Source organism: Ferrovibrio sp., from assembly GCF_035304305.1.
In the GTDB taxonomy this organism is placed as follows: Bacteria; Pseudomonadota; Alphaproteobacteria; order Ferrovibrionales; family Ferrovibrionaceae; genus Ferrovibrio.
Map to the genome: position 1 here is coordinate 1 of NZ_DATGQG010000064.1, position 19,256 is coordinate 19,256.

20 protein-coding genes and 1 tRNA gene are annotated in these 19,256 nt (G+C 64.9%); 14 read left to right on the top strand and 7 right to left on the bottom strand.

Translation table 11 applies throughout. The features are described 5' to 3' along the window. Nucleotides 1–235: 235 nt before the first annotated feature. Together VKZ87_RS07975 and VKZ87_RS07980 are read right to left on the bottom strand one after the other, a co-directional pair. Nucleotides 236–1,744, bottom strand: a complete 1,509-nt coding sequence (locus VKZ87_RS07975; RefSeq protein ID WP_324220720.1) for a PAS domain S-box protein — start codon at nucleotides 1,742–1,744, stop codon at nucleotides 236–238. A 291-nt stretch (nucleotides 1,745–2,035) separates the two neighbouring features. Further along, a complete protein-coding gene (locus VKZ87_RS07980; protein ID WP_324220721.1) occupies nucleotides 2,036–2,473 on the bottom strand; it encodes a PaaI family thioesterase in 438 nt (145 codons plus the stop codon). 146 nt (nucleotides 2,474–2,619) lie between these two features. Here VKZ87_RS07980 and VKZ87_RS07985 point away from each other — a divergent pair. The 4 genes from VKZ87_RS07985 to VKZ87_RS08000 all read left to right on the top strand — a co-directional run bounded on the left by VKZ87_RS07985 (nucleotide 2,620) and on the right by VKZ87_RS08000 (nucleotide 4,972). Beyond that, a tRNA-Asn gene (locus tag VKZ87_RS07985) sits at nucleotides 2,620–2,694 on the top strand. A 300-nt stretch (nucleotides 2,695–2,994) separates the two neighbouring features. After that, nucleotides 2,995–4,275 (top strand): calcium-binding protein, encoded by a 1,281-nt coding sequence (locus VKZ87_RS07990; RefSeq protein ID WP_324220722.1) that lies wholly within the window; start codon nucleotides 2,995–2,997, stop codon nucleotides 4,273–4,275. A gap of 132 nt (nucleotides 4,276–4,407) precedes the next feature. Continuing rightward, complete coding sequence (locus VKZ87_RS07995) at nucleotides 4,408–4,770, top strand: response regulator (protein WP_324220723.1); 363 nt, start codon at nucleotides 4,408–4,410, stop codon at nucleotides 4,768–4,770. A gap of 4 nt (nucleotides 4,771–4,774) precedes the next feature. Further along, entirely contained in the window at nucleotides 4,775–4,972 is a 198-nt protein-coding gene (locus VKZ87_RS08000) for a hypothetical protein (protein WP_324220724.1), read from the top strand. Nucleotides 4,973–4,981: 9 nt separating this feature from the next. On the opposite strand, the gene VKZ87_RS08005 is transcribed toward VKZ87_RS08000, so the two are convergent. Continuing rightward, nucleotides 4,982–6,742, bottom strand: coding sequence for a thiamine pyrophosphate-dependent enzyme (locus VKZ87_RS08005; protein ID WP_324220725.1), 1,761 nt, complete (start codon nucleotides 6,740–6,742; stop codon nucleotides 4,982–4,984). A gap of 145 nt (nucleotides 6,743–6,887) precedes the next feature. Between VKZ87_RS08005 and VKZ87_RS08010 the strand changes: the two genes are divergently transcribed. Continuing rightward, complete coding sequence (locus tag VKZ87_RS08010) at nucleotides 6,888–8,069, top strand: nucleotide disphospho-sugar-binding domain-containing protein (RefSeq protein WP_324220726.1); 1,182 nt, start codon at nucleotides 6,888–6,890, stop codon at nucleotides 8,067–8,069. Between the two features lie 2 nt (nucleotides 8,070–8,071). Here the strand turns inward: VKZ87_RS08010 and VKZ87_RS08015 are convergent, their stop codons facing one another. Next, nucleotides 8,072–9,295 carry a calcium-binding protein gene (locus VKZ87_RS08015; protein WP_324220727.1) on the bottom strand — a complete coding sequence of 408 codons (1,224 nt, stop codon included), beginning with the start codon at nucleotides 9,293–9,295 and terminating at the stop codon, nucleotides 8,072–8,074. 169 nt (nucleotides 9,296–9,464) lie between these two features. Between VKZ87_RS08015 and VKZ87_RS08020 the strand changes: the two genes are divergently transcribed. The 9 genes from VKZ87_RS08020 (at nucleotide 9,465) to VKZ87_RS08060 (ending at nucleotide 16,818) form a co-directional block, all read left to right on the top strand. Continuing rightward, nucleotides 9,465–9,728, top strand: coding sequence for a metalloregulator ArsR/SmtB family transcription factor (locus tag VKZ87_RS08020; RefSeq protein WP_324220728.1), 264 nt, complete (start codon nucleotides 9,465–9,467; stop codon nucleotides 9,726–9,728). A 119-nt stretch (nucleotides 9,729–9,847) separates the two neighbouring features. After that, on the top strand, nucleotides 9,848–11,404 hold the full coding sequence (locus VKZ87_RS08025; RefSeq protein ID WP_324220729.1) for an MFS transporter: 1,557 nt from the start codon (nucleotides 9,848–9,850) through the stop codon (nucleotides 11,402–11,404). A 65-nt stretch (nucleotides 11,405–11,469) separates the two neighbouring features. Continuing rightward, nucleotides 11,470–12,327, top strand: a complete 858-nt coding sequence (locus VKZ87_RS08030) for a response regulator transcription factor (protein WP_324220730.1) — start codon at nucleotides 11,470–11,472, stop codon at nucleotides 12,325–12,327. Nucleotides 12,328–12,438: 111 nt separating this feature from the next. After that, nucleotides 12,439–12,867: a gamma-glutamylcyclotransferase family protein gene (locus VKZ87_RS08035; protein ID WP_324220731.1), complete on the top strand. Its 429-nt coding sequence runs from the start codon at nucleotides 12,439–12,441 to the stop codon at nucleotides 12,865–12,867. An 11-nt stretch (nucleotides 12,868–12,878) separates the two neighbouring features. Further along, on the top strand, nucleotides 12,879–13,526 hold the full coding sequence (locus VKZ87_RS08040; RefSeq protein WP_324220732.1) for an NUDIX domain-containing protein: 648 nt from the start codon (nucleotides 12,879–12,881) through the stop codon (nucleotides 13,524–13,526). Nucleotides 13,527–13,582: 56 nt separating this feature from the next. Continuing rightward, nucleotides 13,583–14,584 (top strand): cysteine synthase A, encoded by a 1,002-nt coding sequence (locus VKZ87_RS08045; RefSeq protein ID WP_324220733.1) that lies wholly within the window; start codon nucleotides 13,583–13,585, stop codon nucleotides 14,582–14,584. A 2-nt stretch (nucleotides 14,585–14,586) separates the two neighbouring features. After that, nucleotides 14,587–15,309, top strand: a complete 723-nt coding sequence (locus VKZ87_RS08050; protein ID WP_324220734.1) for an alanyl-tRNA editing protein — start codon at nucleotides 14,587–14,589, stop codon at nucleotides 15,307–15,309. A gap of 31 nt (nucleotides 15,310–15,340) precedes the next feature. Further along, entirely contained in the window at nucleotides 15,341–16,195 is an 855-nt protein-coding gene (gene sseA, locus VKZ87_RS08055) for a 3-mercaptopyruvate sulfurtransferase (RefSeq protein ID WP_324220735.1), read from the top strand. Nucleotides 16,196–16,212: 17 nt separating this feature from the next. Further along, nucleotides 16,213–16,818 carry a GNAT family N-acetyltransferase gene (locus tag VKZ87_RS08060; protein ID WP_324220736.1) on the top strand — a complete coding sequence of 202 codons (606 nt, stop codon included), beginning with the start codon at nucleotides 16,213–16,215 and terminating at the stop codon, nucleotides 16,816–16,818. Nucleotides 16,819–16,821: 3 nt separating this feature from the next. Here VKZ87_RS08060 and VKZ87_RS08065 read toward each other — a convergent pair whose 3' ends face one another. The 3 genes from VKZ87_RS08065 to VKZ87_RS08075 all read right to left on the bottom strand — a co-directional run bounded on the left by VKZ87_RS08065 (nucleotide 16,822) and on the right by VKZ87_RS08075 (nucleotide 19,186). Further along, nucleotides 16,822–17,211 carry a response regulator gene (locus VKZ87_RS08065; RefSeq protein ID WP_324220737.1) on the bottom strand — a complete coding sequence of 130 codons (390 nt, stop codon included), beginning with the start codon at nucleotides 17,209–17,211 and terminating at the stop codon, nucleotides 16,822–16,824. After that, nucleotides 17,208–18,209: a sensor histidine kinase gene (locus tag VKZ87_RS08070; protein WP_324220738.1), complete on the bottom strand. Its 1,002-nt coding sequence runs from the start codon at nucleotides 18,207–18,209 to the stop codon at nucleotides 17,208–17,210. The genes VKZ87_RS08065 and VKZ87_RS08070 overlap by 4 nt, the downstream gene beginning before the upstream one ends. Before the next feature lie 347 nt (nucleotides 18,210–18,556). Continuing rightward, a complete protein-coding gene (locus tag VKZ87_RS08075; protein WP_324220739.1) occupies nucleotides 18,557–19,186 on the bottom strand; it encodes a CGNR zinc finger domain-containing protein in 630 nt (209 codons plus the stop codon). Nucleotides 19,187–19,256: the final 70 nt, after the last annotated feature.

The following is a 19,256-nucleotide window of genomic DNA, read 5'->3' on the forward strand; positions in this document are numbered from 1 at the left end:
GAAAATGCCTCCAGACCGTTCTGTTATCGGCAGTCCAGGCTTATCCGAAGCTTAACTGCTGCGACTTTCGCTTATTGGGAGCTTAAACGCCGCTTAAATTTGCTTATCTGCGTTAAACCGCTCTTCCGGACGCCGGACGCCGGACGCCGGACGCAACCACTTCAGTGCCGCAATTGGTATGAGAACATTACCAGAACATTACTGTCCTGTCAAGCCGGTGGCATAAGCGCGGCGATCAACCAACGGCGGCGCCGGCAGGCTGCTCGGCGCGATGGGCGGGAAATACCAGCTGTGCCTCGAAGCCATGCCCCGGCCGGCTGGCGAGCGACAGGCGGCCGGCATGCATTTCCATCAGCGACCTGGTGATGGATAGGCCGAGTCCGATGCCGCCCCTGCTCCGGGTATAGATGTTTTCCGACACGCCAAACGGCTCGACGATCGCCTTGAGGCGCTTTTCGTCGATGCCGCGGCCGGTATCGGCCACGCGAAGGACGAACTCGCCGGCATCCGTCCGCGCCGCGTCGACGGTGATGCTGCCGCCCTTGTCGGTATGCTTGATCGCATTGCTGAGCAGATTGATCAGCATCTGCTTCACGCTGCGCCGATCCGCGTATAGCCCGGCATTCGGCTCGACGAGCACCCGGAGTTCGACGCCGGCCTGCTCCAGCCCCAGCCGCAGCATGGTGCGGCATTCGTCGATGATATCGGTGAGGTCCAGCCATTCCTCCTGCAGCTTGTACTTGCCCATCTCGATGGCCGAGATGTTCAGCACGTCGTTGACGAGCTCCAGGAGGTGATGGCCGCTGCTGCTGATGTAACCCGCATATTCGCTGTAGCGCCTGTCGGAATGGGGACCGTGGATCTCCCGCTCCAGCAGATCGGCAAAACCGATGATGCTGTTCAGCGGCGTCCGCAATTCGTGACTCATATTGGCGAGGAACATGGCCTTGGCGGTGCTGGCCACGCTGGCCGCGCGCAGGGCTTCCTCCAGTTTCCGCTCCCGCTCGATACGATGCGTGATATCGCGGAAGAAGCCGACCACCGTAAGCTGCCCGTTGATCGATACCGGACGGGCGGCGATCTCGACCGGCTTTACTGTGCCGTCGGCGCTCTGGATCTCTCCCTGCGGCACGAGGATGCGCCCCGCTTCGATATGTTCGCGGAAATGACGCACGAACTTTTCGCGGCGGTCGGGCGGGTGAAGCTCGCTCTGGTGAACGCCGATCAGTTCCCGCGGGGAACAGCCGAAGAGCTCTCCGGCCGCTTCGTTGGCTTCGATCAGGCGGCCGGTTTCGGCCGAAGCGACCAGAATGGCATCGGGGCAGCCTTCCATGATCGCGCGGTATCTCTGCTCCGAGGCGGCCAGCGCCGCCTCCCGCGCCCGGTGTGCCGACATGTCGCGCACGATGGCGTAGACACAGGGAGAGTCCGAGCCCTGGCCTTTGACCAGCGTCGTCTCCGCCGGGAAGGTGCTGCCGTCGCGGCGCAGGCCCTCGACGACACGCCTGTGGTTCATGTGGCGGGCCGGCGAGGCAGAAGCAAAGAAGATGCGGACATACTCGCGGTGAACCGTCCGGAAAGCCTGCGGCAGCAGCAGATCCAGCGGCTGCCCTATGACGTCGCTCGCCTCGTACTGGAATGTGGTTTCCGCTGCCCTGTTGAAGAACAGGATGCACTGATCCTTACCGACCGCGATCACAGCATCGGGCAGATGCGCCATGACGCTGACAAAATCCTGATCCACCGTCTGCTCCTGATCTCGATAAGAATCCCACCATCGAGGACGATGCGCGTCGCTGCGCGGGAAATCTGGGGGTCGCCTGGGGCGTTGGTCACTCGCGCTGATTGTGAACAAAATCAGCGTATGACCTTAGGCATTTTCAAATCGAAAGAAAAGATAGGTGATATCGGAAACGCAGATACCAGAAAGTAATTGCGTGCCTGCTTTTAGTTAGCCGCAGTTCTTGACGTAAAAATAATATCGGCCCGCTACTGGTTGGAATATTGCCGCGCACCACTTTTAGTAGTGTTGCCTTCAGGCCGATGCTGACGGCGTCTTCTGTGGTGGTATCGAATAGGTCAGCACGGCATGGGCGACCGGATCTTGGCCGCTCCCTTCGGAGAACAGCGAGATCTCGGCGATAGCCAGGCTTTTGCCGAGCTTGAGCATGGTGGCCTCGGCCGCGAGACTGTGGACGCCGGGCTTGCGCAGGAAGTTGATGTTGAGGTTGGTGGTGACCGCGAGCGCCACCGGGCCGATCAGGCCGAGGATCAGCAGATAGGCCGCGCAGTCGGCCAGCGTCATCATGGTGGGGCCGGAAACCGTACCGCCCGGCCGCAGATGCTGCTCGCCGATCGGCATGACGAGACGCAGCATCCGCCCGTCCCACGATTCGATCTGCATATCCATCGACCGCATCTGCGGGAACTCGCGGTACAGGAATGCGGTCAGTTCGCCCTTGTCCATCTTCATGCCGCAGGCTCCTCCCCCATGCGCTCTGTTTGAGCCTGCTTAACATCCGGACCGGCAACGGAAAAGCCGCCCGGAAGGGGGCGAAATTTTTGGGCAACGAGGCTTGCAGTTACCGCCCCGGCTGGGTAGGTTTCGCGCCGCACTGATCCCAGGTAGCTCAGTGGTAGAGCAGGCGGCTGTTAACCGCCCGGTCGGGGGTTCGAATCCCTCCCTGGGAGCCATTCTCCGAAAATCAGATCAGACGAACAGGCCGAACCCCACGGTTCGCCGCCTGCTGCCGTGCGCTCAAGGGCTGATAGCAATGCGCGCGCCCCTATTCGCTCCGTGGGCGGACCACGTCGAAGTCACAGGACGGCGCACGTCATCTCGCCAAGTATTCCTCCTTCATAAAAAGACGCGGATGCACGCCTCTCCGCACACGGCGCCTCAATGCGCGCCCGAAGACCCGCCAGGCCGGTTTCGCTCCGACGACGGCCGGCACCGACAAGCAATCGCGGGATCATCACAAAGGAGGATGCAGCATGGCGCTGATCACCGGCTCAAACCGCAACGACATTCTGAACGGCACCGCCGCCGATGACGAGATGTACGGTCTGGCGGGCAACGATGTCATCCGCGGCCGTGGCGGCAACGACCGCCTGTTCGGGCAGATAAGCAACGACCGGCTGGAAGGCGGCGCCGGTGACGACCTGCTCTCGGGCGACGTCGAGCTCCGGATCTGGGGCACGTCTCCGGACGGCACTCCCCTCCTGGTCGGCGACACGCTGGACTACAATGTCGTGCGCTCGAACGATCACCTGGCCGGCGGCACGGGCAATGACATCGTCGTCGGCGACGCGGTGGGCCTCGCCGGCAATGCGCGCGGCGGCGACGATTTCATCACGGGGGGCAGCGGCGACGACTACCTCTTCGGCGATGCTGCCAACGGCGCCGTGCCGCGGCCGCCGCCGCCCGATGTCACCGAGCCGGTATACATTCCGGATGTCGGCATTACCGGCGACGCGGTGGGCGGCAACGACGTCATCAGGGGCGGCGCCGGCAACGACTTCATCTTCGGCGATGCCGCGACCTTCGGCAGCGGCTATTACGAATATCCCAGCAATGGCCGCGGCGGCAACGATACGCTCAGCGGCGGCAGCGGCGACGATGTCATCTACGGCGACGCCCGCGAGATGCAGGGAACCGCCCAGGGTGGCGACGACGTGCTGAACGGCGGCGCGGGCGATGACATCCTCTACGGCGATGCCGAGGAGATGTCCGAGGATACCATCGGCGGCCATGACATGCTCAATGGCGGCGCCGGCAACGACCAGCTCTACGGCAATTCCGGCGACGATATTCTCCATGGCGGTGCCGATGCCGATTTCGTCAGCGGAGATGCCGGCAACGACCTGGCGTTCGGCGATGCCGGCGACGACATGCTTCATGGCGGCGATGGCGATGACCAGCTCCGGGGCGGCTCCGGCAATGATGTCCTCCATGGCGGACATGGAAGCGACGACCTCCATGGCGGTCGCGGAAATGATGAATTCGTCATCGAGGATTTCTACGGCGCCGGCATGGATACGATCCTCGATTTCACCTGCGGGGATCGCATCACGATCGACACCCGGGGCTTTGTCATGGATCTCGACACCAACGACGACGGTGTGCTCGATGCCAGCGACGCCCAGGTGAACGTCACCGCTGGCAGCATGACCATCGATCTCGCTCCCGGCGCCTGGCTCACCGTGCTCGATGTCGCCAGCCTCGATATCGCGCCGATCACCGATCCCGGTACCGAAGGCTACTGGCTGACCTGAGCGATCCCGCAGCGCGGACCCGCTGCAACTGCGGCGGGTCCGCATGCCGCCCTGCAACCTCCCGCGCGGAAGGGCGCAAATTTACCCTTGTAGGTAGGCCCTCCATCTGCAACTCTGTGGGCGGAGGAAGCCATGAAGGTGCTGGTGATAGAAGATCACCCGGGCATGGCTCGGACAATCGAAGCGATCCTGGCTGCAGCCGGGCACGAGGCTGTGCTGGCCGAAAATGGCCGGATCGGCGCCGGTCTGGTGGCGGACGGCGGCTTCGACATGGTGATCACCGACATCATGATGCCCGAACAGGACGGGCTGGAGACGATCCGTCAGCTGCGCGCGGAACGGCCAGACCTCAAGGTGATCGCGATTTCGGGCAGCGATTCATTCGGCGGCCTCGATTATCTGCCGGCCGCCGAGCTGTTCGGCGCTGTGGCGACGCTGCGCAAACCCTTCCAGCCGCTCGATCTGCTCTGGCTGCTCAACGAGCACGGACCATAGACATGTGCCGGCAACCGCGCTGGCGGCGATCATTCTGGCCGTCGCCGTGCAGAGCGCGCTGGTGTTTCAAGGCTATGCCCTGCTCTTTTCCAGCGCGCCGATGGCGAGAGGCTACATGCGCCTGCGCCGGTGGTTCGAAGGCGCCTTCGCCATCGCCTTCGGCGCCGCCGGACTGAAAATCCTGACGGCGCGAATCCAGTAGATCTGCCGGTCAGTTCCTGAGGAAGAACCGCGACGGCTCTTCCTGCAGGGCGCGGCCGATCTCCGCGGCGCCGGCAGTGCCCTGCTGCAGCGCGTGTTCGAGATTCTTCGTGTATTTCTCGTTGCGCTTGGGCGGCAGGAAGGGTTCATTCGGATCCACCACCGCCTCGATCAGCGCCGGCCCTCTGATCCCGAAGGCCTCATCCACGATCTCGCCGCAGCGATGCGGATCCTCGATGCGGAAGCCGGGGAGGCCCATCGCCTCCGCCACCTTGGCGAAGTCGATCGGCTGCAGGTCGCATTCATGCTCGGGATTGCCGAGGAACATCATCTGCTCCCACTTGATCTGCCCGAGCGTGTTGTTCTTGATCACCACGATCTTGATCGGCAGCCGGTACCGCACCACGGTGGCCAGCTCGCCGAGCAGCATGGACAGCCCGCCGTCGCCGACGAAGGCCACCACCTGCCGCTTCGGAAAGGCGAGCGCGGCGGCGATCGCATAGCACAATCCGCAGGCCATCGACGCCATGGCGCCGGACACGGCGAAAAGCTGGTCCGCACGCATGTCGATGTAGCGCGCGAAGAGGCCGGTATTGTGACCGGAATCGGCGGCGATGATCGCATCGGGGGCCAGCCGCTCGCCGACGATGCGGGCGATGCGCTGCGGCTTCATCGGCGTGTCGGTGCGGGCTGCGGCGCGGTCCAGCACGCCGCGCCATTCGGCCATGCTGCGCTGGCAGGATTCGAGGAAGCTGCGGTCGGCCTGGCGCTTCAGCCGGCCGTTCAGCGCGGCCAGCGCCAGTGCCGCGTCGGCAACCAGCCCGACCTCGACGGGGAAGCGCAGGCCGATGCGCGTCGGATCGATGTCGATCTGCACGCCGCGCGCCTGCCCCCGCTTCGGGTAGTATTCGATATAGGGAAAGGTGCTGCCCGCGATCAGCAGCGTGTCGCATTCCTCGAAAGCCTCCTGCGCCGGGCGCGTGCCGAGCAGCCCGATGCCGCCAAGGCTGAGAGGATGGTCGTCGGGCACGACGCCCTTGCCGAGCAGCGCCTTGACGATCGGCGCCCCGAGCTTCTCGGCCAGCGCGATCAGTTCCTCGCGCGCGCCGAGCGCACCCTGCCCGGCAAGAATGGCGATCCGGCGCCCCTGCTTCAGCACCTGCACCGCCTGATCGAGCGCTTCCGGGGTCGGATGCATCTCCGGCGCCGCCTTGGCGAAGGAGGTGTGGTGCGCGACGTTGCGGCTGGACGGCTGGGTCGCGTTCTCGGGTTCCTCCTGCACATCCATCGGGATCGAGACCAGCGCGGCCCCACGCCGCGTCAGGGCGGTGCGGCAGGCCAGGCTGACGGTATTCTCCACATGCGCCGGCCCCATGATGCGGGCGGAATAGTCCACCACGTCCATGAACAGCCGGGTGTGATCGACATCCTGCTGCGTGAAGGTGTCGGTCAGATCGTGATAAGGCAGGCCGGTGATTGCGATGACCGGCACGCGGTCAGCCTTGGCGTCGTACAGGCCGTTGAGGAGATGCACGCCGCCGGGGCCGGTGGTTGCCAGACAGCAGCCCAGCCTGCCGGTCCAGCGCGCATAGCCGACGGCCATGAAGGCGGCGGATTCCTCATGGCGCACCTGGATGAAACGGATTTTGTCCTGCCGCTGCCGCAGGGCCTCCATGATGCCGTTGATGCCGTCTCCCGGCAGGCCGAACACGGTGTCCACCCCCCAGGCGATCAGGCTGTCGACGAGAATGTCCGCTCCGTTGCGCGCCATGACTGTCTCCGCTTCTGCGTCCGTCCCCCAGCAACCGCAGCGCGGCGAGGAAGTGCCAGAGGAGCCGCATTTTTCTGCGCCTCGGATCATCTGGACTTGCCGGATCGCGGACTAGCTCCTGCTCGGGATCTCTCGGACGGACCAGATGGCGCGCATTCTCCTGGCCAATGAATTCGGCGACGGCTTCGGCCATGCCCGCCGACTGCTTGCCGTGGCGCGCGAGCTTGCCGCCCGGGGGCATGAATGCCTGTTTGCACTGCGCGATCCCGTCGCTACCTGGCCGGTTCTGGGCGGCAGCAGCTTCCCCATCCTGCAGGCGCCCTATGTCGTCCCGCTTCAGCGCGAGGCCTGGCAGGACCGAACCATTGCCGCCTATGGCGATATCCTCGCCGGCATGGGCTTCGACGACCCGGAGCGCCTGCAGGCGATGCTGGCCGCCTGGGACAGCCTGCTGGCACTGCTGAATCCGGATCTGGTGATCGCCGATTTCGCACCACTGCTCTGCCTGACGCTGTATCCGGCCCGCGCGCTGCTGCTGCTCGGCAACGGCTTCACCCTGCCCCCGTCGCACCTGCCGCAGTTTCCGAAGCTGCGCGAGGCGGATCCGCTGGTGAGGGAAGACACGCTGCTGGCGAGCATCGCCCTCGTCCAGCGGCGGCGCGGCCAGCCCTTCCTGCCTTCGCTGCCCGCCCTGCTGTCGGCACAGGGGCATTTCATCACGACGCTGCCTGAACTGGATCCCTACGCGGTCCTGAGAGAGGGCCGGTCGGCCTCGCCCCTGCATCCGCTGCCCCCGTCCGTGCCTGTCGCCGAGGCTACCGACGACTATTTCGCCTATCTCTCGGCGAACTATGCCGGCACCGCGATGGTGATCGAAGCGCTTGCCCGCAGCGGTCTGCGCGGCAGCATCTATCTGCGCGACGCCGATGCCGCGGCGCGGGAGTCATGGCGCCGCCGCGGCCTGCAGATACATGAAAACCCCGTCGACCTGCCTGCGGCCGTCGCCGGCGCCGCGCTGACGATCCACCATGGCGGGCCGGCGACGATGGAAACCGCGCTTGCCATCGGCCGGCGGCAACTGCTGGTGCCGCGCCATTTCGAACAGACGCTCTACGCCCGGGAGGCACTGGGACTCAGGGTTGCCGTGGCCATGAAACCGCATGGCAAATTTGATCAGCGCCATGCCGCCGCCGCGCTGCGCGTCATCGCCGGTGATGCGACAGCCGCACAGGCGGCATCCGATTTCGCCGACGAACTCGCCGCGCGCGGCCCCACCCTCGCCAGCCTGCCGGCGGTGCTGGATGCCTGCGCTGCCCTGCTGCACTGACCTCAGGTCAGGATGATCAGGCCGGAATCCTGGACGTCGAGCGAGGTGATTCCAATGACCGTGAGCGAGTCGATTCCGGCGATGCTGCCGCTTCCCAGACCGAGATCGATCACCATCGACCCGCTGCTGATGTCGACCGTATCGTCGGCGGCATCCAGCAATCCGTCCCGGTTGGTATCCAGATTGCCGTTGGCAAAGTTGCCGAACAGGAAGATGTCGTCGCTGCCACGCTGGAAATCAACGATCACGTCGTTGCCGAAATTCGAGCCGATGAGATAACTGAACGTGTCGTTGCCGGCGCCGCCGCGGAAAACTTCGTTGCCGGTATGGCCCCAGAGTCCGTCATCACCGGCGCCGCCATCCAGCAGGTCATTCCCGCCGAGGCCGAAGATGTGGTCATCGCCGTCGTTGCCGAACAGCAGGTCATCCCCGGTGCTGCCGTAGAGGATGTCACCGCCGCCACCGCCATACATGGTCTTGCGTCCGGTGTCGCCCCAGAAGCCCCCGCCGTTGATCACGTCATCGCCTTCGCCGCCATAGGCGACATCGACGCCGCTGCCGGTCAGGATCGTGTCATTGCCATTCCCGCCGTAGAGCCTGTCGTAACCGGCGCCGCCATCGATGAAATCATCATCATCACCACCATCTATCTGGTCGTAGCCGTCGTCCCCGTACAGCCGGTCGCGCCCCTGATTGCCGAAGATGCGGTCGTCGCCGAGGCCGCCATGGACGGTATCGTCTCCTGGCAGGCCCCATAGCTCGTCATTGCCGGCACCACCGTCGATCAGGTCGTTGCCGTGACCGCCATTGACGAAATCGCGACCGTCGCCGCCGAACAGCGTGTCATCGCCGCCATCGCCCACAAGCTGGTCGTCGCCAGTGCCACCATCGAGATGATCGTTGCCGTTGCCGCCGAACAGCCGGTCCTTGCCGTCATTGCCGAAGAGGCGGTCATGCCCCTCGCCGCCCGAAACCGTATCGTCGCCGGCCAGGGCCCAGAGTTCGTCATTGCCGGCGCCGCCATCCACGATGTCGTTGCCGTTGCCGCCATTGATGAAGTCGCGACCATCGCCGCCGAAGAGGGAATCGTCGCCGTCCTCACCATGCAGCTGGTCATCACCGTCCAGCCCAAAGATGGTATCGGCGCCTGCCTGTCCGAATATCTGATCCGCTGCCTGACTACCGGTGAGAACCTCGTTGCCGTTCGTGCCGGTGATCAGCGCCATGTGATTCCCCCTTTGGCGTTCAGCGGATGTCGCGATCCTATTCAGCACGACCGGTGCGATGTCGTTAGAAAATCGTGACAACGCCCGTTTACAAGGCACGCGGTACAGACAGCGGCATTAGAAGTGTTGTTGTGTCACGTCACACTTAACCCGGCAGTTAAGTTTTCCCATGCTGGATCGAATTTTCGCCGCTCTGTCCGACCCGACGCGCCGTGCCATGCTTGCCCGACTGAGTGAATGCGAGAGCCTGACCGTCAGCGATCTCGCCCAGCCCTTCGACATGTCGCTACCTGCGGTGATGAAACATCTCGGCGTACTGCAGGATGCCGGCCTCGTCGCTCGCTCCAAGATCGGCCGGACAGTCGTCTGCCGGCTGAATGCCGTCCCGATCGCGCAGGCCACGGACTGGCTGAACCGCTACCGGCGGCTCTGATCCGCAGTTCCGGCCCGAGATATTGTACGGCTGCAATTTTTCCCTCCTCTTTCGTGTCGGATGTCATGGCGCTGCGGCGTCCTGACGGTAATCTCCCCGCTCGGACGGATCGAATCACCATGACTGCGCCAGCAATTCCTCCCAGGGCGACCCGCCGCGAATGGATCGGGCTGGCAGTGCTTGCCCTGCCCTGCCTGCTCTACTCCATGGATCTCACGGTGCTGATCCTGGCGGTGCCGCATCTCAGCGCGGATCTCGGGCCGACCGGCGCCCAGATGCTGTGGATCGTCGACATCTACGGCTTTCTGGTCGCCGGCTCGCTGATCACCATGGGTACGCTTGGCGACCGGATCGGCCGGCGCAAGCTGCTGATGATCGGCGCCACTGCCTTCGGCTTCGCCTCGATCTTCGCCGCCTATGCGAGCAGCGCCGAGATGCTGATTTTTGCCCGCGCCCTGCTGGGCGTCGCGGCGGCCACACTGTCGCCCTCCACGCTGTCGCTGATCCGCAACATGTTTGCCGATCCGCGGGAACGGACCTTTGCCATCGGCATCTGGATTTCGAGCTTCTCGGCCGGTGGCGCGCTCGGCCCGCTGATCGGCGGCGCACTGCTGACCTATTTCCACTGGGGCTCCGTCTTCCTGATTGCCGTTCCCGTCATGGTGCTCCTGCTCGTTCTGGCACCGATCCTGCTGCCCGAATACCGCGATCCCAATGCGGGGCGGCTCGACATTGCCAGTGCCGCGCTGTCGCTGCTTTCCGTCCTCCCGGTCATCTACGGCCTCAAATGGATTGCCGAGGATGGTCCGGGCTGGCCGCCGCTTGCGGTCATCGCCGCCGGGCTGTTCATTGGCTGGGCCTTCGTGCGGCGCCAGCGGAAGCTTGCCGATCCGCTGATCGATGTGCGGCTGTTCCGGTATCCCGCCTTCAGCGCGTCTCTGGCGATCAACATTATTGGCGTGTTCGTCGCCTTCGGCTCCTTCCTCTTCTTTGCCCAGTACCTGCAGATGGTGCTCGGCATGGGACCTCTGGAAGCCGGCCTGTGGACGGCACCGTCCGGAATCGTGTTCATCATCGGCTCCATGGTCGCGCCCGTCCTGGTGAGGCGGATCCGGCACGTCCATGTGGTTGCCGCCAGCCTCGGCATCACGGGACTCGGGTTTGCCCTGCTCGCCCTGGCCGGCGAGACCGGCGGCCTGCCGGCGCTCATGGCCGGATTTCTGGTCTTTTGCCTCGGCCTGTCGCCGGTTTTCACCCTGACGGTGGATCTGATCATGGGGGCGGCCCCGCCCGAGCGTGCCGGTGCAGCCTCCGGCCTGTCGGAAACCAGTTCGGAGTTCGGCGGCGCGCTCGGCATTGCCATCCTCGGCAGCATTCTCGCCGCGATCTACCGGAACCGGATGGAGCATGCGGTGCCGGCCGGCCTGCCGGCGGACTCGGCGGAAGCCGCACGCAGCACTCTCGGCGGCGCCCTGACGGTCGCCTCCGAACTTCCGGCCACGGCAGGCGACGCGCTCGTTGCCGCCGCCCGCAATGCCTTCACCGAAGGCTTCATCGTCGTATCGCTGATCTGCGCGCTGATCGCCGGAGCGGCAGCGTTCATGGCCATAGCGCTGCTCGGCCGCATGGGGTCGGCACGGGACGAGGCGGCAGGCACGGCCATGACGGGGGATTAGCCCAAGGTCGCCTGTTCCGGATCGACGCCGGTTCAGGTAAACTGCTGCCAATGGAGGTTGCCGGATTGTCGAATAATCCGATCAGGTTTGTGGACGAACAATATCCCGATTCCCATCGGGGCCAGCCGGGCGAAGACCGCACCAGCTGGAAGGTACTGATCGTCGATGACGAGCCGGACGTCCACTCGCTGACCAAGCTGCTGCTGCGCAATTTCCGCTATCGGGATCGCGGTCTGGAGTATCTCAGCGCCTTCAGCGCGGCCGAAGCGCAGGACCTGCTGCGCGAGCATCCCGATATTGCCCTGGTGCTGCTCGACGTGGTGATGGAGACCGAGCATGCCGGCCTGGCGCTGGTCGACTATATCCGCAATGAACTCGGCAATCGCAGCGTCCAGATTGTGATCCGGACCGGTCAGGCCGGTCAGGCCCCGCCCCTGACCGTGATTTCCAATCATGGCATCAACGACTACCGCGAGAAAACCGACCTGACGCAGCAGACGATGATCCTTACCGTGGTGAAGGCACTGCGCCTTTATGAGGATTTCCTGCCGAGCTATGTCGCGGCCGCCAAGTTCGCCAATCTTGCCGAACGGGCCCGGGCCGGGGCCGATGATCGCGAACTGCTGCGCTGCCTGCGCCAGGAACTGGAGCAGAGCGCGCCCGAGCTGCCGCCGGCACGCGCACCGGCGGAGGAACCGGATCCCCGCCTTGCCGCCCTTACCGATCGCGAGCGCGAGGTGCTCAAATGGGTCAGCCAGGGCGATTCCAACAAGGCGATCGCCCTCCGCCTCGGCGTGCAGGAAGTCACCGTGAAGGCGCATCTGCGCCAGATCTTCTCCAAGCTGCAGGTGTTCAATCGCACCCAGGCCGCGTCGCTGGCCCTGCGGCTGCTGGAGCGCGATGTCGAACTGACCGGCCGCTGAGGCTGTGACCAAATCGGTCACAGCCTGCATCCCTGCCGGTCCTTGCCGCTGCCCTGCCGAGGTCGCTACCCTTCGGCCGGTTTTCCCTGCACGTCACAAGCCCCGCCGGACATGCATTATTTCTTCTATGGCACCCTGTGCGATCCGGATATCCGCGAACGCGTTCTGGGCTACCGGCCGAGCCCGCGGCAGCTCCGGCCGGCCACGCTTTCCGGCTTCCGCCGCAAGCAGGCCAGAGGCCAGACCTATCCGGTGCTGATCCGTGCGCCGGGCAACCGTGTCGATGGCATGCTGTTCGCCGCCAGGCCGGGAGACGGCGCCCTGCTGGCAGCCTATGAGGGTAGCGAGTACTGCGCCCGCCGCCTGCCCGTCACGGCGGGCGGCACAGCCGGAACATCCGCACCGCGACGCGCCTTCGTCTTCCTTCCCGCAAACGGGCCGGACGGCCGCGCGCTGCCCGCCGCCCATGCCGACTGGACGCTCCATCGTTGGCAGCGTCGCGACAAGGCCCGCTTCATCACCGCCGTTGCAGCAGAGTAAGGGATCGAGTCATGCGTGCACCGATAGACGTGACGAAACAGCCTTATCCGGTGGAGCTGATCCGGCAGGACGCCGCCTTCCGGGGCCATCTGAAGGTCGACGAACTGCATCTGCGGCATGCCCTTTTCGCGGGCGGCATGAGCGAGGAGATCAGCCGCGAGGTGATCTGGCGCCGCGATGCCGTCACCGTGCTGCCCTATGATCCGAAGCGCGACGAAATCGTACTGATCGAGCAGTTCCGCGCCGCTGCCTTCTTCAACAACGACAACGCCTGGATGGTCGAGGTGGTGGCCGGCCTGATCGAGGATGGCGAGGATCTCGAGGATGTCTGCCGCCGCGAGCTGAAGGAGGAAAGCGGGCTGGACGCGATCGGCCCGCTCATCCCAATCAACATGGTCTATTCCACACCCGGTTTCTGCAGTGAACGGTTCCACATGTTCTGCGCCCAGGTGGATGCCTCGAACGCTGCAGGCATTCACGGCCTCAAGGACGAGCACGAGGATATTCGCGTGTTCAGCCTGCCCTTCCGGGAGGCTTTCGCGCAATGGGAGGCCGGCAAGCTGCCCAACTCGCCCACCACCATCGGCCTGCTCTGGCTCGGCCTGTACCGGAACCGGCTGCGGCAGAACTGGGCCGACCCGCGCGGGTTGCAGCCCTAACCCCCCCTCGGTATAGGATGGTGCCCGGGGGAGAGTTTCAGCCTGAGACCCATCCAATGCAGATCCGCAAAGACTTCATCGACAGCATCGGCAATACCCCTCTGATCCGCCTCCGGCGGGCGTCGGAAATGACCGGCTGCGAAATCTACGGCAAGGCCGAATTCATGAATCCCGGCGGTTCGGTCAAGGACCGCGCGGCCCTCTACATCGTCCAGGACGCGATCAAGCGCGGCGCCCTGCGCCCCGGGGGCACCATCGTCGAAGGCACCGCCGGCAATACCGGCATCGGGCTGGCGCTGGTCGGCAATGCGCTGGGCTTCAGGACCGTGATCGTGATGCCGGACACCCAGAGCCAGGAGAAGAAGGATTTTCTGCGCCTCTGCGGCGCCGACCTCCGGCTGGTGCCGGCGGTGCCCTATAAGGATCCGAACAACTACGTGAAGTACTCCGGCCGGCTGGCCGAGGAACTGGCCAAGACCGAGCCCAACGGCGCGATCTGGGCCAACCAGTTCGACAACATCGCGAACCGCGAGGCGCACTACCGCACTACCGGTCCGGAAATCTGGGAGCAGACCGACGGCAAGGTGGATGGATTCACCTGCGCGGTCGGCTCGGGCGGCACCTTTGCCGGCGTGCTGATGGCCCTGAAGGAGCGCAATCCGAAGGTCCGGGTAGCGCTGGCCGACCCGATGGGCGCGGCGCTCTACCACTATTACAAGCACGGCGAACTCAAGGCCGAGGGCAGCTCGATCACCGAGGGCATCGGCCAGGGTCGCATCACGGCCAACCTCGACGGCATCACGCCCGATGACGCCTTCCAGATTCCCGACGAGGAAGCCCTGCCTGTCGTCTTCGACCTGCTGCAGCATGAGGGCCTCGTGCTTGGCGGCTCGACCGGCATCAACGTCGCCGCGGCGATCCGGCTGGCCAGGCAGATGGGGCCGGGCCATACCATCGTGACCATCCTGGCCGATGGCGGTGCGCGCTATCAGAGCAAGCTGTTCAATCCGGAATTCCTGCGCAGCAAGAACCTGCCGGTTCCGCCCTGGATGGCCTGATCATGACTGCTCTTCTGTTTCGTGACGATTCCTACCTGACCCATTGCGATGCGGTGATTACCGCCATTGACGAGCGCGGCTTCCAGACCGATCGGACCGTCTTCTATCCCCTGGGCGGCGGTCAGCCCGGCGATATCGGCCGCTTCGTGCTGGAGAACGGCGAGACCGTCGAGATTACCGACACGGTGAAAGGCGACGGGCCGGAAGGCGTGATCCACAAGCCGGGTCATGGCAGCGCCGCGCTGAAGATCGGGCTCCATGGCAAGCTGGAAATCGACTGGGCACGGCGGCATCGCCTGATGCGCATGCATACCTGCCTGCACCTTCTCTCGGCGCTGGTACCCTTCCCGGTCACCGGCGGGCAGGTCGGCGACGGCAAGGGCCGGCTGGATTTCGACATGGCCGACAGCATCCCCGACAAGGAGACGCTGACGGCGAAGCTGAACGAGCTGATCCAGGCCGACCACAAGGTCACCGCACGCTGGATCACCGACGAGGAACTGCTCGGCAATCCCGAACTGGTGAAAACCATGGCGGTAAAACCGCCGATGGGGCTCGGCCGCGTGCGGCTGATCGAGGTGGCGGGCGTCGACCGGCCGCTCGACCTGCAGGCCTGCGGCGGCACGCATGTCGCGCGCACGGGCGAGATCGGCCCGGTGACGGTACGCAAGGTGGAAAACAAGGGGCGGCAGAACCGGCGCGTGAACATCGAGTTCGCCGCCTGACGGGTCGTCCGGACAGTCTGGGGAGCATGGAATGTCTTATGTGAATGGCGACGCGCTGGTATCGACGGAGTGGCTGGCCTCGCATCTGACAGCGCCGGATCTCCGCATCGTCGATGCCTCCTGGTATCTTCCCTTCATGCAGCGCGACGGCAAGAAGGAGTATGCCGAGCGGCATATTCCGGGCGCCGTCTATTTCGACATCGACGACATCTCCGACACGGAGAGCAGCCTGCCACATATGCTGCCCAGCCCGGAGAAATTCGCCTCGCGCATGCGCCGGCTCGGCATCGGAGACGGCAACCGCGTGGTGGTCTATGACGGTTCCGACAACCACCTTTCGGCGCCGCGCGCCTGGTGGATGTTCCGCGTCTTCGGCCATAACGATGTTGCGGTGCTGAATGGCGGCCTCAAGAAGTGGCTGGCCGAGGGCCGTCCGGTGGAGGATCTTCCGCCGCTGCCGCGCGAGCGCCACTTCACGGCGCGACGCAACGACGTTCTGGTGCGCGATGTCGACCAGGTCCGCGGCAATCTGGCCAGCCAGCGCGAACAGGTTGTCGATGCCCGCAGCAAAGGCCGCTTCGAGGGCACCGAACCGGAGCCGCGCGCGGGCCTGCGCGGCGGCCATATCCCCGGCTCGAAGAATGTGCCCGCAGGGGCTCTGACCGATCCGGAAACCGGCCTGTTCAAGGATGCGGTAGAGCTGAAGGTGCTGTTCCAGGATGCAGGCGTCAATCTCGGCCGCCCGGTGATCACGTCCTGCGGTTCCGGCGTCTCGGCCTGCGCCCTGAGCCTGGCGCTGCATCTGATCGGCCATCGCCAGGTCGCCGTCTATGACGGCTCCTGGACCGAATGGGGCGGCCGCACCGACCTGCCCGTGGAACGCTAGCGGACACGGAGCCGCCCTTGGCCGAACCGCAGGATACAGGCAGCAAGGTCGAACCGGCGATTTTCCGCCTGCCGCCTGCGCAGCAGCTGGCTGATGGCCGCTACAACGTCACCGTCGTCTATCTCGAGATGACCAAGGCGCCGGCAGACGGTCCGAACCCGCCGCCGCTGGTCCCCAAGCTTGCCCTGCTGAAGCTCGATCGGCCGACCACCGGTTATTACCGCTATCTCTACGATGCCGTGGGCCGTCCGTGGCACTGGGTCGATCGCCATCGCCTCAGCGACGTGGCACTGGGGCAGATCATCTGCGATCCGAAGGTGGAAATCTGGGTGCCCTATGTTGGCGGTGTGCCGGCCGGCTATATCGAACTTGATCGCCGCGAGGACGGCGGCGATCTGAAGCCGATCAACATCGCCTATTTCGGCCTGGTGCCGGAATTCTTCGGCCGCGGCCTCGGCACCTGGCTGCTGCGCTCGGGTATCCGGCAGGCGTTTTCCTATGGCACCCGGCGGCTGACGGTGAATACCTGCAATCTGGATCATCCGGCCGCCCTGCCGCTGTACCAGAAGCTGGGCTTCCGCCCCTACCAGACCCGCGAAGCGCTTTTCGACCCGCGGTTCTGAGCCCTACCGTGGCAGCAGGGCCGACAACGCCCGCGCCAGCGTGTTGCCGTCATAGGGCTTGTGGATGATCGGATGATGCGCCCAGTCGCGCAAAATGCCGTTCCGCCCGTAGCCCGTGGCGAAGACGAACGGAATTCCCGCCTCCTCGAGCCTTTTTGCGACCGGAAACACCAGTTCGCCGCCGAGATTGACATCGAGCACGGCCAGGTGCGGCTGACGCGCATCCAGGATGGCGAGGGCCGCGCTGACATTGCTGGCATGCCATACGGCTGCACAGCCGTGATCCAGCAGCATATCCTCGATCATGAAGGAGACGATCGCCTCGTCCTCGACAACCATGACATTCAGGCCGCGGAAAATCTCCGCAGTCTCGCCTGTACGCGGATCGGTCATACCTTCGGGGCGGCCAGAGGAATACGGATACTGCAATGCAGGCCGGCGGGATCGTAGGAAATCTCGGCGGCGCCCTTCAGTTCGGAGGCAATGCCGCGCTCGATCAGCCGTGTCCCGAAGCCCTGCTTCTCCGGGCTGGCAACTTCCGGTCCGTTGGCCTCCTGCCACTCCACATGCAGGCTGCGACTTGCTCCGGCTTCCGTTTCCCGCCAGACCACCGAGAGCGTCCCGTCCCGGCAGGACAGCGCGCCGAACTTCGAGGCATTCGAGATCAGTTCATGCAGAACCATGGCCAGAAGCACGGCCTCGCGGGGCGCAATCCGGACCGGGCCGCCATTGGTGACAATGCGCCCCTGCACAGCCGGACCAAGCGGCCTGAGCACGGTGTCCAGCACGGCCTTGAAATCGGTCGACTGCCATTGTGCCTGGGTGAGGAGATCGTGGACACGACCGAGCGCGAACAGCCGGCCGTCAAAGGCGCGCAGAACGTCACGCCCTACGCCGGCGCTGCGGATGGTCTGAATGGCAAGCGATTGAACGGTTGCGAGCATGTTCTTGACGCGATGGTTCAACTCATCCACCAGCGTCTTCTGATGCTGCTCCGCCTGCTTGCGCTCGCTGATGTCGACCAGCATGTTGACCGCGCCGCAGACTGCGCCCTGTGAGTCACGCAGCGGCTTCGGATAGGCCAGGAAAGGCACGCGGGTACCATCGGGCCGTTCGGCGATTGCCTCGCTGGCCGGCAGGCTGCAGTTCTTCTTCACCGCCAGGGCAAGCGGCGACTGGTCATGGGCCAGCGGCAGGCCGGACGGATCATACAGCCGCCAGGAGCCGCACCAGCGGGCCTCGCCCAGTCGCGGGCGACGTCCCCAGAAATCCGCGGCTGCATTGTTGAAGAAACGGATCCAGCCGTCCTGATCGGTCGCATAGACCGGTACCGGCAGCGCCTCCAGCATCGCGCGGAACTGGCCGTCGTCATGCGCCAGGCCGCCGGCCATGCGGGCGCCGAAAGCATCGGCAAAACTGGCTACACGGTCGTCGTCGGCAGCGTCATATCTGGCAGCAGTATTGCCTTGCTGGAGGATGAGCGTTTCGGAGTTACCTGACTGTTCGGAACTAACGCCTGACAGCCCCTTGGGGTTTGACGCGCAAGACACCGCGAAATTCTTCATCGTTCCCCCCGGCAGATCGACGCGAGTACTGACCGCCTGGCACGCACCTAGGTGAAGCCACTCACGCGTAAGATCAAAGGCGGTGTTATGGGACGTTCGCGCGCAATATTGTCGTGATCTTTCTGTGACCCACCCGAGTTATTCACAGGAAATTTTCACGATTCTCCTGAAGGTCAGACGCGCTGCCGACTGCGCTTGTAATGTCGTTGCGCTTTTGCCCGATTGCCGCAACCCTGCATCGAACACCAGCGCCGCTGACGGTTCGGACTGGTATCAAGATAGAGCCAGCCGCAGCCCGGCCCGGCACAGCATCCGACCCTCTGGACGCCTCCCGATACCAGCAGTTCTCCCGCGGCCTGCGCCAGACGCGCCAGCAGCATGCCGGGCTCCGCCTGCGCGTCGGGCTTTACCCAGACATAGTGCTCGCCGCTCATCGCCAGAATCAGTCGTCCCGATGGCAGCCATCGATTGACCATCTGCAGATCCTCCGGCCGCGCGGGTCGGCCAGCCGACGCCGTGATCAGCAGCCGGTAGATCGCTTCCCGCAGCACCAGCGCATCGCTCAGCGCGACTGCAGCGCGACCGGGTTGCGCCCGACCGAACGTCTCCAGCTGCGACCGCTCCGCGGCCGTGAGCAAGCCGGCGCGCTCGCCCCAGACCAGCAGGGCTTCATAGGAGACGAGGCATTCCACCGGCCCGCCCGCCGACGTGGCCCGGGCGCGCCAATCGAGCGTATTCACGAAGTCGAGTACCGGGTGGCCGCCAAGCAGGTCGAGGCTGTGGATGCGCAGCATCGAGGACATATAACCACCATACCGGTTGACTGGCTGGCGGCCAAGGCCCTAGTTTCGCGCCCCATGCAGCCTCCCGGAA

Bases quoted from the DNA above. Each gene is read 5' to 3' on its own strand.
- VKZ87_RS07980 (WP_324220721.1), bottom strand. From the start codon at position 2,473: ATGAAGATGGACAAGGGCGAACTGACCGCATTCCTGTACCGCGAGTTC.
- VKZ87_RS07990 (WP_324220722.1), top strand. From the start codon at position 2,995: ATGGCGCTGATCACCGGCTCAAACCGCAACGACATTCTGAACGGCACC.
- VKZ87_RS07995 (WP_324220723.1), top strand. From the start codon at position 4,408: ATGAAGGTGCTGGTGATAGAAGATCACCCGGGCATGGCTCGGACAATC.
- VKZ87_RS08005 (WP_324220725.1), bottom strand. From the start codon at position 6,742: ATGGCGCGCAACGGAGCGGACATTCTCGTCGACAGCCTGATCGCCTGG.
- VKZ87_RS08010 (WP_324220726.1), top strand. From the start codon at position 6,888: ATGGCGCGCATTCTCCTGGCCAATGAATTCGGCGACGGCTTCGGCCAT.
- VKZ87_RS08015 (WP_324220727.1), bottom strand. From the start codon at position 9,295: ATGGCGCTGATCACCGGCACGAACGGCAACGAGGTTCTCACCGGTAGT.
- VKZ87_RS08020 (WP_324220728.1), top strand. From the start codon at position 9,465: ATGCTGGATCGAATTTTCGCCGCTCTGTCCGACCCGACGCGCCGTGCC.
- VKZ87_RS08025 (WP_324220729.1), top strand. From the start codon at position 9,848: ATGACTGCGCCAGCAATTCCTCCCAGGGCGACCCGCCGCGAATGGATC.
- VKZ87_RS08035 (WP_324220731.1), top strand. From the start codon at position 12,439: ATGCATTATTTCTTCTATGGCACCCTGTGCGATCCGGATATCCGCGAA.
- VKZ87_RS08040 (WP_324220732.1), top strand. From the start codon at position 12,879: ATGCGTGCACCGATAGACGTGACGAAACAGCCTTATCCGGTGGAGCTG.
- VKZ87_RS08045 (WP_324220733.1), top strand. From the start codon at position 13,583: ATGCAGATCCGCAAAGACTTCATCGACAGCATCGGCAATACCCCTCTG.
- VKZ87_RS08050 (WP_324220734.1), top strand. From the start codon at position 14,587: ATGACTGCTCTTCTGTTTCGTGACGATTCCTACCTGACCCATTGCGAT.
- sseA (WP_324220735.1), top strand. From the start codon at position 15,341: ATGTCTTATGTGAATGGCGACGCGCTGGTATCGACGGAGTGGCTGGCC.
- VKZ87_RS08065 (WP_324220737.1), bottom strand. From the start codon at position 17,211: ATGACCGATCCGCGTACAGGCGAGACTGCGGAGATTTTCCGCGGCCTG.
- VKZ87_RS08070 (WP_324220738.1), bottom strand. From the start codon at position 18,209: ATGGCCGGCGGCCTGGCGCATGACGACGGCCAGTTCCGCGCGATGCTG.
- VKZ87_RS08075 (WP_324220739.1), bottom strand. From the start codon at position 19,186: ATGTCCTCGATGCTGCGCATCCACAGCCTCGACCTGCTTGGCGGCCAC.